Here is a 17,950-nt window from a genome sequence, read left to right as displayed (position 1 = left end):
GGGTTAGCTGACGGGTTCGGAGCAGGAAGGTCTCCTACGGATCGCTGAGCCCTCGACGAGGTGCAGGGATCCGATTCACCCCAGGGACTTCGTGGGTCCCCGGCTCCCCAGGCTCGCGCCTGACGGGGACTCGGCGATGGCTGTCCGGCGCCGCGGATGCGGCATTCGTCCGGCGGACAGCCGAGCCGACGCTAGAGCGGGCCCCGTCGCCCCGCCAAACGGAAAGGGTCTTTTGTCACCCATCCCACAGGACGAATGCCAACCTTCTTTTCAAAACGGACAAATGACAGAACCCCGGCGGAGTGCACCCGCCGGGGTCCGTCATGTCCTGTTCCGTCAGCCGCTGACGACCGACACCTCGCCGATACCGAGGGCCTCGACGGGCTCCTTGATCTGCGCGGCGTCCCCCACCAGGACGGTGACCAGCCGGTCCACCGGGAACGCGCTGACCACGGCGGCGGTCGCCTCGACCGTGCCGGTCGCGGCCAGGCGCGCGTACAGCTCGGCCTGGTAGTCGTCCGGCAGGTGCTGCTCCACCTGGTCGGCCAGGGTGCCCGCGACGGAGGCCGCCGTCTCGTACTTCAGCGGGGCGACACCCACGAGGTTCTGCACGGCGGTCTCCCGCTCGGCGTCGGTGAGCCCCTCGGCCGCCAGGGTGCGCAGGACCTTCCAGAGGTCGTCGAGCGCGGGGCCGGTGGACTCCGTGTCGACGGAGCCGCTGATGGCCAGCATCGCGGCGCCGGTCGCCCCGGACGCGGAGCCGGGCGCCGTCGAGCGCAGCACCTGTCCGAAGGCGCGGACGCCGTAGGTGTAGCCCTTCTCCTCACGCAGCACGCGGTCCAGCCGGGAGGTGAGGGTGCCTCCGAGGCAGTAGGTGCCGAGGACCTGGGCGGGCCACACGCTGTCGTGCCGGTCCGCGCCGATCCGGCCGATCAGCAGCTGCGTCTGCACGGCGCCGGGACGGTCGACGATGACCACACGGCCGGTGTCGTCCGCGGTGATCGGGGGCACGGGCCGGGCCTGACCGGCGTTGCCCGACCAGTCGCCGACGGTGTCGGACAGCAGCGCGTCCAGGTCCACACCGGTGAGGTCGCCGACGACGACCGCCGTCGCCGTGGAGGGGCGGACGTGCGCGTCGTAGAAGGCACGTACGGCGGCGGCGTCGATCCGCCCGACCGTCTCCTCGGTGCCCTGGCGCGGGCGCGACATGCGCGCCGTGGCGGGGAAGAGCTCCTTGGAGAGCTGCTTGGCGGCCCGCCGGGCCGGGTTGGCCTGCTCGTGCGGGATCTCGTCGAGCCGGTTGCCCACCAGGCGCTCGATCTCGCTCTCCGCGAAGGCCGGGGCACGGAGCGCCTCGGCGACGAGGCCGAGGGCCTTGGCCAGCCGGGAGACCGGGACCTCCAGGGAGACCCGGACCCCCGGGTGGTCCGCGTGGGCGTCCAGCGTGGCGCCGCACCGCTCCAGCTCGGCGGCGAACTCCTCCGCGGAGTGCTTGTCCGTGCCCTCGGACAGCGCGCGCGCCATGATCGTGGCCACACCGTCCAGGCCCTCGGGCTCGGCGTCCAGCGGGGCGTCGAGGAAGATCTCCACGGCGACGACCTGCTGGCCGGGCCGGTGGCAGCGCAGCACGGTCAGCCCGTTGGGCAGGGCGCCGCGCTCGGGCGCGGGGAAGGCCCAGGGCCTGGCCTCGCCGGCGGTCGGCTGCGGGTGGTACTCCATCGCTACTCCAGTCAAGGCGGCGTCGGTCACTTGTCGGCCCCCTCGGGCGCGTCGGTGCCCTCGGTCTCGTCGGCCGGCTCGACCGGCTCGTAGACCAGGACCGCACGGTTGTCGGGGCGCAGGTGCGCCCGGGCGGCGGCCTTGACCTCGTCGGCCGTCACGTCGAGCACCCGGCCCACCGCGGTCAGGGCGAGCTGCGGGTCGCCGAACAGGACGGCGTACCGGCAGAGTTCGTCCGCGCGGCCCGCGACCGTGCCGAGACGGTCCAGCCACTCGCGCTCCAACTGCGCCTGGGCGCGCTCCATCTCCTCCGGAGTGGGGCCCTCCTCGGCGAAGCGGGCCAGCTCCTCGTCGACGGCCGCCTCGATCTGCGGCACCTCGACGCCGCCGGACGTCTTGACGTCCAGCCAGCCCAGCGAGGGCGCGCCGGCCAGCCGGAGCAGCCCGAATCCCGCGGCCACCGCCGTACGGTCGCGTCGTACCAGCCGGTTGTGCAGACGGGACGACTCGCCGCCGCCGAGCACGGTCAGCGCCAGGTCCGCGGCGTCGCACTCGCGCGTGCCGTCGTGCGGCAGCCGGTAGGCGGCCATCAGCGCACGCGCGGGGACCTCCTCCTGGACCACTTCGCGCAGCTGCTCGCCGATGATGCCGGGCAGCGTGCCGTCACGCGGGGGCTGCTTGCCGTCGTGGGACGGGATGGAGCCGAAGTACTTCTCGATCCAGGCGAGCGTCTGCTCCGGGTCGATGTCCCCGACCACGGAGAGCACCGCGTTGTTCGGCGCGTAGTACGTACGGAAGAACGCCTGCGCGTCCTCCAGCGTCGCCGCGTCCAGGTCGGCCATCGAGCCGATCGGCGTGTGGTGGTACGGGTGGCCCTCCGGGTAGGCGAGGGCGGTCAGCTTCTCGAAGGCCGTGCCGTACGGGACGTTGTCGTAGCGCTGGCGGCGCTCGTTCTTCACGACGTCCCGCTGGTTCTCCATGGACTCCTCGTCGAGCGCGGCGAGCAGGGAGCCCATCCGGTCGGCCTCGAGCCACAGGGCCAGCTCCAGCTGGTGTGTCGGCATCGTCTCGAAGTAGTTGGTGCGTTCGAAGCTGGTCGTGCCGTTCAGGGAACCACCGGCCCCCTGGACGAGCTCGAAGTGCCCGTTCCCCTTGACCTGGCCCGAGCCCTGGAACATCAGGTGCTCGAAAAGGTGAGCCAGGCCGGTGCGCCCCTTGACCTCGTGGCGGGAGCCGACGTCGTACCAGATGCAGACCGCGGCGACGGGGGTCAGGTGGTCCTCGGAGAGCACCACCCGCAGGCCGTTCGCCAGACGGTGCTCGGTCGCCGTCAAGCCGCCGGAACCGGCCTGGGCTGTGGCCGTGTGACCCATGGGCATGTACGTCCCTTCGATCGGTACAGGATTTCCTGCCGGACCTGCCACTCTAGGCAAGCGAACGGGCGCCTGGCGAAGTTCCCGCAGGGTGAATGTTGTCGTAGACACCACCGCGCGCGGGGCCCCCGGGGAGCCCCCGAGGGCCGCTTCGGACGGGTCGAGGTCGGCGATGTCAGCGCGGCGGTCCACAATGGTCGGCGTCAGAACCTGAGGTTGCCCGACAGAATCTGTGAAGGAGTCGCAGCCGCGATGGCCCGCCGCAGCACGAAAACCCCGCCGCCGGACGACTTCGAGGAGAAGATCCTCGACATCGACGTCGTCGACGAAATGCAGGGCTCCTTCCTCGAGTACGCGTACTCGGTGATCTACTCCAGGGCTCTGCCCGACGCCCGCGACGGCATGAAGCCCGTGCACCGCCGCATCGTCTCCCAGATGAACGAGATGGGCCTGCGCCCCGACCGCGGCTACGTGAAGTGCGCGCGAGTCGTGGGCGAGGTGATGGGCAAACTGCACCCGCACGGCGACGCGTCCATCTATGACGCACTGGTGCGCATGGCACAGCCGTTCTCGATGCGCCTGCCCCTCGTCGACGGGCACGGCAACTTCGGCTCGCTGGGCAACGACGACCCGCCGGCCGCCATGCGGTACACCGAGTGCCGGATGGCCGACGCCACATCACTGATGACGGAGTCGATCGACGAGGACACCGTCGACTTCCAGTCGAACTACGACGGCCAGGAGCAGGAGCCGGTCGTCCTCCCGGCGGCGTACCCGAACCTCCTGGTCAACGGTGCCTCCGGGATCGCGGTCGGCATGGCGACCAACATGCCCCCGCACAATCTCGGCGAGGTCATCGCCGCCGCCCGCCACCTCATCCGGCACCCGGGCGCCGACCTCGAGACGCTGATGCGTTTCGTCCCGGGCCCCGACCTGCCCACCGGCGGCCGGATCGTCGGCCTCGGCGGCATCAAGGACGCCTACGCCGCCGGGCGCGGCACGTTCAAGATCCGCGCCACGGTCGCCATAGAGAACGTCACGGCCCGTCGCAAGGGTCTCGTCGTCACCGAACTGCCCTTCTCCGTCGGCCCGGAGAAGGTGATCTCCAAGATCAAGGACCTCGTCGGCTCGAAGAAGCTCCAGGGCATCGCGGACGTCAAGGACCTCACCGACCGGGCGCACGGTCTGCGTCTGGTGATCGAGGTCAAGAACGGCTTCGTGCCGGAGGCCGTGCTGGAGCAGCTCTACAAGCTGACGCCGATGGAGGAGTCCTTCGGCATCAACAACGTGGCGCTGGTCGACGGGCAGCCGCTCACCCTGGGGCTCAAGGAGCTCCTGGAGGTCTATCTCGACCACCGCTTCGACGTGGTGCGCCGGCGCAGCGAGTTCCGCAGGACCAAGCGCCGCAACCGGCTGCACCTGGTCGAGGGGCTCCTCGTGGCGCTGCTCGACATCGACGAGGTCATCCGTCTCATCCGGGACAGCGACAACTCCGCGCAGGCGAAGGAGCGCCTGATGGAGCGCTTCTCGCTGAGCGAGATCCAGACCCAGTACATCCTGGACACCCCGCTGCGCAGGCTCACGCGCTTCGACAGGATCGAGCTGGAGACCGAGCGCGACAAGCTCACCGCGGAGATCGCCGAGCTGACCGCGATCCTGGAGTCGGACGCCGAGCTGCGCAAGCTGGTCTCGTCCGAACTGGCCGCGGTGGCGAAGAAGTTCGGCACCGAGCGGCGTACGGTGCTGCTGGAGTCGGCGGGTTCGCAGGTCGCCTCGGTGCCGCTGGAGGTCGCCGACGACCCGTGCCAGGTGCTCCTCTCCTCGACCGGTCTCCTGGCCCGTACGGCCAACGCGGAGCCCATCACCCAGACCGAGGACGCCAAGCGCACGAAGCACGACGCGATCGTCTCCGCCGTCCCCGCGACGGCACGCGGGGACGTGGGGGCGGTGACGTCCGCCGGACGGCTGCTCCGGCTCTCGGTGATCGACCTGCCGCAGCTGCCGGACACCCATGCGGCTCCGAACCTCTCGGGCGGTGCCCAGGTCTCGGAGTTCCTGACGCTGGATCCGGACGAACAGCTGATCTGCCTCACCACCCTGGACGAGGAGGCGCAGGGGCTGGCCATCGGCACCCTGCAGGGGGTGGTGAAGCGCGTGGTGCCCGACTACCCGCCCAACAAGGACGAGTTGGAGGTCATCTCGCTGAAGGACGGTGACCGGATCGTCGGCGCCACCCAGTTGCGTACGGGCGAGGAGGATCTGGTCTTCATCACGTCCGACGCCCAGCTGCTGCGCTATCCGGCGGCGTCGGTGCGTCCGCAGGGACGCGCGGCGGGCGGCATGGCGGGCGTCAAGCTGGCGGCGGACGCCACGGTCCTGTCGTTCAGCGCGGTCGATCCCTCCGCGGACGCCGCGGTGTTCACGGTCGCCGGGTCGCACGGCACGCTGGACGACTCCGAGCGGACCTGGAAGCTGACCCCGTTCGACCAGTACCCGCGCAAGGGCAGGGCCACCGGCGGGGTGCGCTGCCAGCGCTTCCTCAAGGGGGAGGACGTCCTGGTGTTCGCCTGGGCGGGCGAGACCCCGGCGCGGGCGGCGCAGAAGAACGGCGCACCGGCCCAGCTGCCGGACCCGGATCCGCGCCGTGACGGCTCGGGCACTCCGCTGACCAGCCCGGTCGCGGTGATCGCCGGGCCGCTGTAGGAATCCTGGCCGGACGGCGGGGGGCTCAGGCCTCGTCGTCGTCCGGCCGGCGCACGTACCGCAGGACGCCCCACATGCTGCGCTCCAGCTCCTCGGTGGCCTCCTGCCACGCGTCCTGGCAGTCCGTGAGTTCCTTGTGCAGCGCCTCGGCGTCGATGCCCGAGCCGATCAGGACCAGCTGGGTCGTCCGCGGTTCGTCGCGGGCCCGGCGCTGCGGGACGAACCGCAGGAACCTGCCGACGGCGTGCAGGGCGTACCGGTTGACGGGGTCGCCCGCACCGAAGTCGGCGAAGCCCTTGATCCGGTAGAGGCCCGCGGGCCTGGAGTCGAGGAACGCCATGAAGCGGCGGGGGCTGAGCGGCACGTCCGAGGTGAAGGAGACGCTCTCGTACGCCGCGTGCAGATGGCTGTCGTGCGTCCGGTCCTCCTCCGGGAGCAGGTCCTCGAACGTCAGCTGGCGGAACGAGCCGTCCTCGTCCGGCCGCAGCACCGGGTCGAAGAGCAGCTCAGGGTCGATCCTCCCGTACGCGGCGTGGATGACGGCCGCCCTGCCGCCCGCCGCGTCGACGGCCTCCCGCACGGCCCGCAGTCCGGCGTCCGCGACCCGGTCGGTCTTGTTGAGGACGATCAGGTCGGCGACGGCGAGGTGACGGTCGATCTCGGGGTGCCGCTCGCGTGTGGCGGGGAATTCGGCGGCGTCGACGACCTCGACCAGTCCGCCGTACCGGATGTGCGGGTTGTCGCTGGCCAGCAGCATCCGCACGAGCTCCTGGGGCTCGGCGAGACCGCTCGCCTCGATGACGATCACATCGAGCCGGGCGGCCGGGCCGGTCAGCGTCTCCAGGTAGGTGTCGAGCTCGCTCGCGTCGACGGCGCAGCACAGGCAGCCGTTGCCCAGCGAGACCGTGGACCCGACCTGCCCCGCCACGGTCATGGCGTCGATCTCGATGGCCCCGAAGTCGTTGACGATGACGCCGATCCGGTTGCCGGACCTGTTATGGAGCAGATGGTTGAGCAGCGTCGTCTTGCCGGATCCGAGGAACCCCGCGAGGACGACGACCGGGATCTGCGGGGCGTGGGTCGGGGTCAACGGGGCCTTCCTCGGGTCGTTCAGCGTGCCGGTACGGGCTGCGGGGGCGGGGTCCCGGTGTAGCGGGCCGCCGGGCGGATGATCTTCGAGTCCTCCGCCTGCTCCAGGATATTGGCGCTCCAGCCGACCATGCGCGCGGCACAGAAGGCGGGGGTGAACATCGCGCGCGGCAGTCCGCAGAGCTCCATGACGACGCCGGCGTAGAACTCCACGTTGGTGTGCAGCTCGCGCCCCGGCTTGAGCTCGGCGAGGATCGCCTCCACCTGGCGTTCCACCTCGACGGCGAAGTCGACGAGCGGGCCGCCGAAGCTCTGCGCGACCGAGCGGAGCATGCGTGAGCGCGGGTCCTCCGTGCGGTAGACGGGGTGTCCGAACCCCATGATCCGCTCCCCCGCGAGGACGCGTCCGCGGATCCAGCCGTCGATCCTGTCGGGGGTGCCGATGGCGTCCAGGGTGTCCAGTGCCCGGCTGGGGGCGCCGCCGTGCAGCGGACCGGAGAGCGCGCCGACGGCTCCGCCGAGGCAGGCGGCGACGTCGGCCCCGGTGGAGGCGATCACCCGGGCGGTGAAGGTGGAGGCGTTGAAACCGTGGTCGACGGTGGAGACGAGGTACTGCTCGACGGCCGCCGTCCGCGCGGCGTCCGGCTCCTCGCCGGTGAGCATGTACAGGTAGTTCGCGGCGAACGGGAGGTCGTCCCGCGGTTCGACCGGCTCCAGCCCCTGTCCGAGGCGGTACAGGGAGGTCAGGACGGTGGGGACGGCGGCGCAGACGGCGAGCGCGTCCTCGCGGCGCCGGCCGGCGTCGATGTCGTACACCGGGCGGAATCCGGCCGAGGCGCCGAGCAGCGACAGCGCCGTACGCAGTCCGGCGAGCGGGCCGGAGACCAGGCCGGCACGGGCGATGGCGGGCAGCGCCTCCCGCACCTCGGCGGGCAGCCGGCGCAGTCCGGCGGTGCGGGCGGCGAAGCGCTCGCTCTCCGCCCGGCCGGGCAGGTCGCCGTGGAACATCAGGTACCAGACGTCCTCGAAGCTGCGGCTCTGCGCCAGCTCGATCGCCGAGTACTGCCGGTAGTGGTAGAAGCCCTCGCGCCCGCGCACGTCCCCGAGCGCGGTGTCGGTGACGATCACACCGGCGAGACCCCGGGGGACGGCAGGCGGGGCGGTTTCCGTTCGCGAGGCGGGCGTCGCGGGTCGGGTGGCAGGTCGCATGGCAGGTCTCTCCTCCACGATGAGATGAACATTGATTCGACTGTCCATGATTGACTTCAAGGGTGTCAATATTGATTGAATCAATGTGAAGCCGGATTGGAGGTGATCCGTCATCCATGGACTCCACGGACATGGATACGGTGGGCGCCATGACCCATGACTCGGCGCACGGAAGCGGAACGCGGGACGCGGAAGCCGAAGGGACGGCCGCCCCCAGGCTGACCACCCGGGAGGCGGCCGAACGTCTCGGAGTGAAGCCCGAGACCGTGTACGCGTACGTGAGCCGGGGACAGCTCTCCAGCAGGCGGACCCCCGGCGGACGCGGCAGCACGTTCGACGCCGCCGAGGTCGACGCCCTGGCCCGCCGCACCGGCCGCAGGGAGCCCTCTTCGTCTGCGGGCGACCTGGTCTTCCGGACGGGCATCACGCTCATCGAGCCGGACCGCTACTTCTTCCGGGGCGTCGACGCGACCGAACTGGCCCGCCACCACGGTTACGAGGAGGTCGCCGAGTGGATCTGGACCGGGGAGCTCCGCCCCGGCATCCGCTTCACCGCGGCGGACGAGTCCCTTACGGCGGCACGGCGCACGGCCGCTGCGATGCCGCGGCACAGCAGCCCGACGGACCGGCTGCGTGCCGCTGCCGCCGCTGCCGCGTCCTCGGACCCGCTACGGTTCGACCTCTCCCCCGAGGGAGTGCTCGCCAGCGCGCGCAACCTGATCCCCACCCTGGTGGGCGCGCTGCCCATGGCCGGGGCGCCGGAGGGCGGGGCGGGTGAGGGGGCCCAGGGCGGGGCGAGTGATTCTCTCGCCGCCCAGTTGTGGGAGAAGCTCACCGCGCGGCCCGCCGACGCGGCCTCACTGGCCGTGCTCGACACCGCGCTCGCGCTGCTGGCCGACCACGATCTCGCGGCCTCGACCCTGGCGGCCCGGGTGGCCGCCTCGACCCACGCGCATCCGTACGCCGTGGTCTCCGCGGGGCTGGGGGTGCTGGAGGGTCCGCTGCACGGTGCCGCGAGCGGGCCGGCGCACCGGATGCTGTCCGAGGCCGTGGACCGGGGCGGTGCCGCTCCGGTCGTCGCGGACCACCTGCGGGCGGGCCGGCGCGTGCCGGGGCTCGGCCACCGCCTCTACAAGGGCGAGGATCCGCGGGCGAGCGTGCTGTTCGCGCTGCTCGACGCGGTGCCGCAGGCGGCCCCGGCGATGGCGGCGGCCCGTGACGTGGTGGCGACCACGGCTCGCCACACGCCACTGCACGCCAATGTCGACCTGGCCCTGGCCGTCCTCTCGGTCACGTACGGCATGCCCGCCGAAGCGGGCGAGACGGTGTTCGCCGTGTCCCGCACGGCGGGATGGATCGCCCACGCGATGGAGGAGTACACGGAGCGCCCGCTGCGCATGCGGCCCAGCGGGCAGTACACCGGCCCGAGGCCGCCCCAGCCGCTGCCCGTGCCCCTGCCCGTCCAGGAGGGCACCGGAGGGGCCGCAAATTAGTTACAGCCAACGGAAATTCTCGCCGTTCCCCTACCGGGGCGGCTGGGCCGTGGAACCGCGGACGACCAGCTCCGGCTCGAAGAGGAGCTCGTCGGACGGCACCGCGTGCCCGCCGATCTGCCCGGAGAGCAGCTCGACCGCAGCCCGGCCCATGGCTTCGATCGGCTGGCGCACCGTGGTCAGCGGCGGCTCGGTGCAGTTCATGAACGCGGAGTCGTCGTAGCCGACGACCGAGACCTCACCCGGCACCGACAGACCCCGGCGACGCGCCGCGCGCACCGCGCCGAGAGCCAGCGGGTCGCTCGCGCAGATGATGCCGGTGACCCCCTGGTCGAGCAGCCGCGTGGCAGCCGCCTGGCCGCCCTCCAGCGAGAACATGGCCCGCGCGACCCACTCGTCCGGCACCGTGACCCCGGACCGGGCGGCCAGCGTGCGGGCCGCGGCGAGCTTGCGCTGCGAGGGCATGTGGTCGGCCGGGCCGAGGACGAACCCGATCCGTTCGTGGCCGAGCGAGACGAGATGGCGCCAGGCCTGCTCCACGGCCACCGAGTCGTCGCAGGAGACGGCGGGGAACCCGAGATGGGCGATGGCGGCGTTGATCAGGACGACGGGGATCTTGCGGTCGGCGAGGACCTTGTAGTGGTCGTGGGGGGCGTCGGCCTGGGCGTACAGCCCGCCGGCGAAGACGACTCCGGAGACCTGCTGCTGCAGGAGCAGCTCGACGTAGTCGGCCTCGGAGACCCCGCCCTTGGTCTGGGTGCAGAGCACCGGGGTCAGCCCCTGCTGGGCGAGCGCGCCCCCGACCACTTCGGCGAACGCCGGGAAGATCGGGTTCTGCAACTCCGGGAGGACCAGTCCGACCAGCCGGGCACGCTCGCCGCGGAGCTGCGTCGGACGCTCGTAGCCGAGCACGTCCAGAGCCGAGAGGACGGCTTGCCGCGTGGCGTCCGAGACGCCCGGCTTTCCGTTCAGCACGCGGCTGACCGTGGCCTCGCTGACTCCTACTTTCTGGGCAACCTGAGCAAGTCGTCGCGTCATGAGCGCAAGATTAGCGCAAGAAACGCAAGAAGATTGCGTTGATACGGATACCAACGGAACCCTCACCGATGTAGCACGCTCACAGATGCGGGGCGGGAGGACAAGGGCCCGGGGCCTGATCGCCCGATGACCGCCCGAGGTCGGCCGGCGGTCGGTCAGCGGTCGTCCCGGCGGTCGGCAGCGACAGCAGTCGTCCGGCGGTCGGCAACCGGCGGTCGTCCGGCGGAGATTTCGGTAAGCACGGTTCGCCCTTTACCGTTCGTACGATGAGCGCCCCACCGACCACCTCACGGGGACCGCGCCGGTTCGGCTGGCCGCAGCGGGTCTTCTCGCAGGTCCTGCTGATGCAGCTGGCCATCATCACCGGCGTCACGGTCCTCGTCACGGGCCTCTTCCTGGCACCGCTCAGCGCCCAGCTCGACGACCAGGCGATGCGACGCGCTCTGGCGATCGCGCAGAGCACGGCGGCGCAGCCGCAGATCTCGGCCGCGTTGCAGAGCACCGAGCCCCGGCCGGACGGCGCCGTGCAGGCCGCGGCGGAGAGGATCAGGCGGGCGACCGGCGCCGAGTACGTGGTGATCATGGACAAGCAGGGGGTGCGCTGGTCCCACACGGACTCCTCCCGCATCGGCGACGTCGTCTCCACCGACCCCAGTACGGCGCTTGCCGGCAGGTCCGTGATGGAGATCGACAGCGGCACCCTCGGACGTTCGGCCCGCGGCAAGGTGCCGTTGCTCGACGGATCGGACCGGGTCGTCGGCGCGGTCTCGGTCGGCATCGCGTACGACAGTGTCCGCGCCCGGCTGCTCGCCACGATCCCCGGGCTGTTCGCCTATGCGGGCGGGGCGCTGGCGGTGGGGGCGCTGGCCGCCTATCTGATCTCCCGCCGTCTCCAGCGGCAGACCCATGACCTGGCGTTCTCCGACATCTCGGCGCTGCTGACCGAGCGCGAGGCGATGCTGCACAGCATCCGTGAGGGCGTCGTCGCGCTCGACCGCACCGGGCGCATCAGGCTCCTGAACGACGAGGCCCAGCGGCTGCTAGGCCTCGGCCCCGACGCCGCGGGCCGGCAGCTCGACGAGGCGCTGGGTGAGGGGCGCACCACCGACGTGCTGGCCGGGCGGGTGATCGGCGACGACCTGGTGACGGTCCGGGGCAGCCGTGTGCTCCTCGCCAACCGGATGCCCACCGACGACGGCGGAGCCGTGGTCACCCTGCGCGACCGTACTGAGCTGGAGTACCTCGGCCGCGAACTCGACTCCACCCACGGTCTGATCGACGCGCTCCGCGCCCAGGACCACGAGCACGCCAACCGGCTGCACACCCTCCTGGGGCTGCTGGAACTGGAGATGCACGAGGAAGCGGTGGAGTTCGTCACGGAGGTCGTCGGGGTCCACCGGGCCACCGCCGAGCAGGTCACCGAGAAGGTGCAGGACCCGCTGCTGGCCTCGCTCCTGGTCGGCAAGGCGACCGTGGCCGCCGAGCGGGGTGTCGCCCTGCGCATGGCCGCGGGAACCCTGCTCCCGGACCGGCTGGTGGATCCGCGCGGCCTCGTCACGGTCCTCGGCAACCTGGTCGACAACGCACTGGACGCCGCCGCGGGGTCGGCCGACGCACGGATCGAGGTCGGGCTGCGGGCCGAGAGCCGTACGGTGGTACTGCGGGTGCGCGACAGCGGTCCCGGCGTGCCGGCGGGCGACCACGAATCCATCTTCATGGAGGGCTGGTCGACCAAGGAACTCCCCGCCCACGGCAAGCGAGGCCTGGGGCTGCCCCTGGTCCGGCGGCTCGCCGAGCGGCAGGGCGGCAGCGTGTCCGTGTCGGACGCCCCCGAAGGCGGCGCGGTGTTCACCGTCGTCCTGCCGGAGGCGCTGGCCGAACCGGAACAGCTCGGCGTACCCGCCCCCGGCGGCCCAGCTCCTCTGGGCCCGCCCACCGCGGGCGGCCCGCCGGCCCCCGTACGGCCCACGACGTCAGGAGACGCCCGGTGATCGAGGTTCTGGTCGTGGACGACGACGTACGGGTCGCGCGCATCAACGCGGCCTACGTCACCAAGGTGCCCGGGTTCCGGGTGGCCGCCATGGCCCACTCCGCGGCGGAGGCGCTCACGAGGATCGGCGAGGCGCCCATCGATCTGATCCTTCTCGATCACTATCTGCCGGACCGCAACGGTCTGGCCGTCGTGCGGGAGCTCCGCGCACTCGGCCATCACACCGACGTGATCATGGTGACGGCCGCTCGCGATGTCGCGACCGTCCAGGCCGCGATGCGCCACGGCGCGCTCCAGTACCTGGTGAAGCCGTTCGCGTACGCGGGACTCCGCACCAAACTGGAGGCGTACGCGGCCCTGCGCCGCACCTTCGAGGGCGGCGGCGAGGCCGAGCAGACGGAGGTGGACCGGCTGTTCGGGGCGCTGTGGGCGACCGGCGGGTCCGACCTCCCCAAGGGGCATTCGACGACGACCGCGGAACTGGTCCGCCAGGCCCTGCGGTCGGCCGACGGCCCCCTCTCCGCACAGGAGATCGCGGAAAGCGCCGGGATGAGCCGGCAGACGGCCCAGCGCTATCTGAAGCTGCTGGAGCGCACGGGCCGCGTGCGGCTGTCCCTCAAGTACGGCGAGACGGGCCGCCCGGAGCACCGCTACATCTGGTCCACCGGCTCCTGAAGCTACCTCCGGTCCACCGGAGCTGCGTGTGCTCCACCGGCTCCTGAACCCGCCGGTCGCACGTCTACGCCGCTCCCGCCCCGGTGAGCGACCGGACCTCCGTCTCCGCGTGCTTGGCGGGGTCCGGCGGCTCCGGCGAGGTGACCGTGCCGATCCAGCCGGCCAGGAAGCCCGCCGGGATCGATACGAGCCCCGGGTTCTCCAGGGGGAAGAGCGCCAGGTCCACGCCGGGGAAGAGCGAGGTGGGACTGCCGGAGACCACCGGTGAGAGCAGGACGAGCAGCACGGCGGGGATCAGCCCGCCGTAGACGGACCAGACCGCTCCCCGGGTGGTGAAGTTCCGCCAGAACAACGAGTAGAGCAGCACCGGGAGGTTGGCGGAGGCGGCGACCGCGAAGGCCAGGCCCACCAGGAACGCGACGTTCAGATTCTGGGCGAGGAGGCCCAGGGCGATGGCCACCACCCCGATGCCCGCCGCAGCCACCCGGGCCACGCCGACCTCGCTCCGCTGCTTGGCGCCCGGCCTCCGGAACGAGGCGTAGAGATCGTGGGCGACGGAGGCCGAGGAGGCGAGCGTGATCCCGGCGACGACGGCGAGGATCGTGGCGAAGGCGATGGCGGCCACGACGGCGAAGAGCACGGCGCCTCCCGTGGAGCCCTCACCGCCGCCGAGGACGAGCGCCAGGAGTGGTACGGCCGTGTTCCCGGAGGCGTTGGACGCCCGTACATCCGCGGATCCGACGAGCGCGGCCGCTCCGAAGCCGAGCACGATGGTCATCAGGTAGAAGCTGCCGATGAGCCCGATGGACCAGACGACCGAGCGCCGGGCCGCGCGGGCCGTGGGGACGGTGTAGAAGCGCGACAGGATGTGCGGCAGGCCGGCCGTGCCGAGGACGAGCGCCAGACCGAGGCTGATGAAGTCGAAGCGCGCCGTCCAGCTCCCGCCGTACCGCAGGCCGGGCGAGAGGAAGTCCCTTCCGTGGCCGCTGCGTTCGGCGGCTGAGGTGAGCAGGGCGTTGACGTCGCCGTGGAAGCGGACCAGCACGAGCACGGTGAGCGCGACGGCGCCGGACATCAGCAGGACCGCCTTGACGATCTGGATCCAGGTCGTGGCGCGCATGCCGCCGAGCGACACGTAGATCACCATGAGCGCCCCGACCCCGACCACGGTCCAGGACCGGGCGGTATCGCTCGTGCCACCGAGCAGCAGCGCGACGAGGCTCCCCGCACCGACCATCTGGGCCACGAGATACAGCACGGAGACGGTGACGGACGAGGTGCCCACCGCCGTACGCACCGGGTGCTCCGCCATCCGGGCCGCCACCACATCGGCGAGCGTGAACCGCCCGCAGTTACGCACGAGTTCGGCGACGAGGAGCAGGACGACGAGCCAGGCGACGAGGAAGCCGACGGAGTAGAGCATGCCGTCGTAGCCGAACAGGGCGATCAGCCCCGAGATGCCGAGGAAGGACGCGGCGGACATGTAGTCGCCGGCGATGGCGAACCCGTTCTCCATGGGGGAGAACAGCCGTCCGCCGGCGTAGAACTCCTCGGCCGATCCCTGCCTGTTGCGGCCGACCCAGGTGGTGATGCCGAGCGTCACGGCGATGAACACGCTGAACAGCAGCAGTGCCAGCGTCTGGTGGTCCCCTCTCACCGGCCGGCCCCTCTTGTCATCTCCTGGGTCTCCCAGCGGAGATCCAGCGCGGCACGGTCCCGGTGCAGACGCGCGTGACGTGCGTACGCCCAGGTGAGCAAGAAGGTGGTGAGGAACTGTCCGAGCCCCGCCACCATGGCCACGTTGACCGCGCCGACGACGGGACGCGCCATCAGGTCGTGCGCGGTGGTGGCCGCGATGACATAGGCGAGGTACCAGAGCAGGAAGGCGATGGCCGCGGGCACCACGAAGCGTCGGTAGCGACGGCGTACCTCACGGAACGCCGGGCTGCTCTGCACCTCCAGATAGATCTCGGCCGCGCTGTGGCCGCGCTGCTCCCCCGGCCGGGACCGCCCGTCGGGCACCACGGCCCCCGTACCGTCCGTACCGCCCCACGCGGTGGCCGGGACCTCGTACCACGGGTCGTCGAGCCGCATCGCTGCGGCGCCCGGCCCTGCTTCCTTCTCCACCGACAACTCCCTTGTCCACGAGCCTTTTCGGCCGCGTAGCCAAGAATGGGCAGACCGGGAAGATCCCGGGCACTTCATTCGCCGTGCTTCACCATTTCAGGTGACGGAAGTGCCGGGTGGGTGTGCGAGACCCCGGCCGTAGGCATAACGCACTGCTCCCGTCCTGTCGCGGGCGCCCGTCTTGGAGAAGAGGTTGTTGATGTGCGTCTTCACCGTGGCCCGGGAGATGTGCAGCGTACGGGCGATCTCCACGTTGGACAGTCCGTCCGCGATGAGGACCAGCACCTCGGCCTCCCTGGGGGTGATCCCGTCGGGCAGCTCCGCCGGGAGCGGCGCCCCGGCCGCGACGGCCTGAGCGGTGAGCCGCTCCAGCAGCCGGCTCTGCACCTTCGGTGAGAGCCCGGCCTCCCCGGAGAGCACCGCCTCGATGGCCTGGGCGATCTCCTCGCCTCGGGCGTCCTTGGTGAGGTAGCCACGCGCTCCCGCCTGCAGGGCGGTGAACAGCGAATCGTCGTCCGCGAAGGTGGTGAGGACCACCACCTGGGTGCCGGGATGCTCCCTGCGGATACGGCGCGTGGCCTCGACGCCGTCGCACCGGGGCATCCGCAGATCCATCAGGACCACGTCGGGAGACATCTCGGCGACGAGGGCGACCGCCTCGTCCCCGTCCTTCGCGGCCCCGACCACCTCGATGCCGGGCAGCAGGCCGAGCAGCATGACGATGCCCTCCCGCACCACCGACTGGTCGTCCGCCACCACCACACGCGCGCTCACGCGGGCACCCGCAGATTCACCACGAATCCCTCCTCGTCCGGCCCTGCCTCCAGCGTCCCGCCGAGCAGCTCGGCACGTTCCCGCATCCCGACCAGACCGTATCCGGAGCCACTGACAGCGAGCTCGCCCGCAGGACGGCGGCCGCCGGAGTCCCGTACCTCCAGGGCCACTGTGTCCGGCTGATACTCCAGCCGGACGGTGACGACCGCCCCGGGCGCGTGTTTGCGGGTGTTGGTCAGCGCCTCCTGGGCCACCCTCCGCACCGTCTGCGACGCCTCCGCCGTCAGCTGCCTCCGCTCCCCCGCCACGGACACCTCGGCCGGCTCACCGGCCATCAGCTGGCGCAGGAAGTCCTCCACCGGGATCATCTCCCCGCGCAGCGCGGAGAGCGCCTGACGGGTCTCCGCGAGGCCCTCACGCGCCATGGAGCGCGCCGCCACCACCCTCTCCAGCACCTGGTCACGGAATTCCGCGGACGGCTCCCGCTCGATCAGCAGCCGGGCAGCTTCCAGGTGCACCAGCTGGGCGGAGAGGCTGTGGGCGAGCACATCGTGGATCTCGCGGGCGATCCTGGATCTCTCCGCCAGCGCGGCACTCCCGGCCTCCGCCTCCCTCGCGGCGCGCTCCTGGGCGAGGAGGCGCTGGGAGCTGCCCCGGGCCTCGGCATCGAGCCGCAGCACGTACCCGCCCAGGCACAGCCCACCCGCGGTGATCACGCTCGTGAGCTCGCCGTCGCCCTTGACGACGACGTAGGCGACAAGCGTGACCGCCGTGAGAGGAACCGCGGCGAACAACGGGAGCCGTTCCAGGGCCACCACCGCGCACACGCACCACAGCACGGCCGCGGCGGCCCCCGCACCCGCCCCCAGGGCCCCGAACGCCACAGCGATCAGCAGCACCAGCAGGCCGAGCGACGGCCCGAGACGATGCTCCCTGGTGGTCCGGAAGAACTCCTTGCCGACTGCCGCACAGCCGGCTGTCACCACCAGACCGATCGCCACCTGCCAGAGGGCGAACCGCCCGTCCGTGAAGGCCTTCCAGAGGTAGCCGGCGAACACCGCGGCCCAGACGAACCGCCCGATGGCGGCCCTGAGCGGGGTGCGGGGCGCCGGCGTGAGGGCCTCCTTGGAGGGCCAGCTCGTCCACGTACCGCGGTTCACGCCCCGCCCTTCGTCATGACCGGCCCGGCCGCCGACGGCGCGCCTCCGGCCGGAGAAGCCGCGCTGACACCGTACTGCTCACGTATGCCGCCGGCCCGCAGAGCCAGCACACCGCTGCGCGCGAACAGCATGGCCGCGAGCGATATGAGCAGAGCCTCCGTCCCCTGGTGCACGCCGAGGAGAACAGCGGTCACGGCCAGCGCGACGCGCAGCATGATCCCGCCCGCCCACACGAAGACGGTCGCCCTGGTCCCCCGGCTCCAGAGGGTGTCGTCCGGCGCCTGCCAGAGCCGGGCGGTCCAGCCCCATCCCGCACCGGTGACCAGCCCCACCACGAGGCTCGCGCCGAGTATCACCACCGACAGCGCTTCGTGGCGGGGGTCGAGGGCTCCGTCACCGCGCAGGGCGACGACGAGGAGGACCACCGGCAGCACCCACCACCGCTTCCGGTCGCCGACCCGCTGCGCCGAGAACTGACGGACGACGACGAGCGCGACAACCGCGATGATCACCAGAACGTTGACGAGCTCTGCCATGCCGGCCTCCGAGGGCGTGAGGATTCGATGTCCTCGACGCTACGGAGGTGCGGGGATCACGGGA

Annotated in this window: 14 protein-coding genes and 1 riboswitch; of the genes, 4 read left to right on the top strand and 10 right to left on the bottom strand. The window is 71.6% G+C overall.

Annotated elements, in window-relative coordinates; genetic code table 11:
- A riboswitch (cyclic di-AMP (ydaO/yuaA leader) is annotated at positions 1–146 on the bottom strand. This riboswitch is flagged as partial in the annotation.
- A gap of 190 nt (positions 147–336) precedes the next feature.
- Together JKV81_RS18140 and JKV81_RS18135 are read right to left on the bottom strand one after the other, a co-directional pair.
- Entirely contained in the window at positions 337–1,719 is a 1,383-nt protein-coding gene (locus JKV81_RS18140) for a M16 family metallopeptidase (RefSeq protein WP_129265917.1), read from the bottom strand.
- A gap of 26 nt (positions 1,720–1,745) precedes the next feature.
- A complete protein-coding gene (locus JKV81_RS18135) occupies positions 1,746–3,098 on the bottom strand; it encodes a M16 family metallopeptidase (protein ID WP_202076799.1) in 1,353 nt (450 codons plus the stop codon).
- A gap of 246 nt (positions 3,099–3,344) precedes the next feature.
- Here JKV81_RS18135 and JKV81_RS18130 point away from each other — a divergent pair, with 246 nt between their 5' ends.
- On the top strand, positions 3,345–5,795 hold the full coding sequence (locus tag JKV81_RS18130) for a DNA gyrase/topoisomerase IV subunit A (protein ID WP_202076798.1): 2,451 nt from the start codon (positions 3,345–3,347) through the stop codon (positions 5,793–5,795).
- 25 nt (positions 5,796–5,820) lie between these two features.
- Here the strand turns inward: JKV81_RS18130 and JKV81_RS18125 are convergent, their stop codons facing one another.
- On the bottom strand, positions 5,821–6,885 hold the full coding sequence (locus JKV81_RS18125) for a CobW family GTP-binding protein (protein ID WP_202076797.1): 1,065 nt from the start codon (positions 6,883–6,885) through the stop codon (positions 5,821–5,823).
- A gap of 20 nt (positions 6,886–6,905) precedes the next feature.
- The gene (locus JKV81_RS18120) at positions 6,906–8,093 is read right to left on the bottom strand and encodes a citrate synthase/methylcitrate synthase (RefSeq protein ID WP_202076796.1); all 1,188 of its coding nucleotides are present in this window, start codon (positions 8,091–8,093) and stop codon (positions 6,906–6,908) included.
- 149 nt (positions 8,094–8,242) lie between these two features.
- Between JKV81_RS18120 and JKV81_RS18115 the strand changes: the two genes are divergently transcribed.
- Positions 8,243–9,586 carry a citrate/2-methylcitrate synthase gene (locus tag JKV81_RS18115; RefSeq protein WP_202076795.1) on the top strand — a complete coding sequence of 448 codons (1,344 nt, stop codon included), beginning with the start codon at positions 8,243–8,245 and terminating at the stop codon, positions 9,584–9,586.
- Between the two features lie 30 nt (positions 9,587–9,616).
- On the opposite strand, the gene JKV81_RS18110 is transcribed toward JKV81_RS18115, so the two are convergent.
- Positions 9,617–10,624 carry a LacI family DNA-binding transcriptional regulator gene (locus JKV81_RS18110; protein WP_099176502.1) on the bottom strand — a complete coding sequence of 336 codons (1,008 nt, stop codon included), beginning with the start codon at positions 10,622–10,624 and terminating at the stop codon, positions 9,617–9,619.
- Positions 10,625–10,890: 266 nt separating this feature from the next.
- Between JKV81_RS18110 and JKV81_RS18105 the strand changes: the two genes are divergently transcribed.
- A complete protein-coding gene (locus JKV81_RS18105) occupies positions 10,891–12,615 on the top strand; it encodes an ATP-binding protein (RefSeq protein ID WP_202076794.1) in 1,725 nt (574 codons plus the stop codon).
- Entirely contained in the window at positions 12,612–13,289 is a 678-nt protein-coding gene (locus tag JKV81_RS18100) for a DUF7342 family protein (protein ID WP_202076793.1), read from the top strand. The genes JKV81_RS18105 and JKV81_RS18100 overlap by 4 nt, the downstream gene beginning before the upstream one ends.
- A 64-nt stretch (positions 13,290–13,353) precedes the next feature.
- Here JKV81_RS18100 and JKV81_RS18095 read toward each other — a convergent pair whose 3' ends face one another.
- From JKV81_RS18095 to JKV81_RS18075, 5 genes are all read right to left on the bottom strand, one after another.
- Complete coding sequence (locus tag JKV81_RS18095) at positions 13,354–14,946, bottom strand: monocarboxylic acid transporter (RefSeq protein WP_202076792.1); 1,593 nt, start codon at positions 14,944–14,946, stop codon at positions 13,354–13,356.
- Positions 14,943–15,383, bottom strand: a complete 441-nt coding sequence (locus JKV81_RS18090) for a DUF485 domain-containing protein (RefSeq protein ID WP_129267149.1) — start codon at positions 15,381–15,383, stop codon at positions 14,943–14,945. The genes JKV81_RS18095 and JKV81_RS18090 overlap by 4 nt, the downstream gene beginning before the upstream one ends.
- A 129-nt stretch (positions 15,384–15,512) precedes the next feature.
- Complete coding sequence (locus tag JKV81_RS18085; protein WP_129265900.1) at positions 15,513–16,190, bottom strand: response regulator transcription factor; 678 nt, start codon at positions 16,188–16,190, stop codon at positions 15,513–15,515.
- Positions 16,187–17,350, bottom strand: coding sequence for a sensor histidine kinase (locus JKV81_RS18080; RefSeq protein ID WP_129265899.1), 1,164 nt, complete (start codon positions 17,348–17,350; stop codon positions 16,187–16,189). The genes JKV81_RS18085 and JKV81_RS18080 overlap by 4 nt, the downstream gene beginning before the upstream one ends.
- Entirely contained in the window at positions 17,347–17,886 is a 540-nt protein-coding gene (locus JKV81_RS18075) for a DUF1453 domain-containing protein (RefSeq protein ID WP_202076790.1), read from the bottom strand. Before JKV81_RS18075 ends, JKV81_RS18080 begins: the two co-directional genes overlap by 4 nt.
- Positions 17,887–17,950 lie beyond the last annotated feature (64 nt).

Source organism: Streptomyces silvae, assembly GCF_016745505.1.
Taxonomy (GTDB): Bacteria; Actinomycetota; Actinomycetes; order Streptomycetales; family Streptomycetaceae; genus Streptomyces; species Streptomyces silvae.
This window is presented reverse-complemented; position numbering and strand designations above follow the sequence as displayed.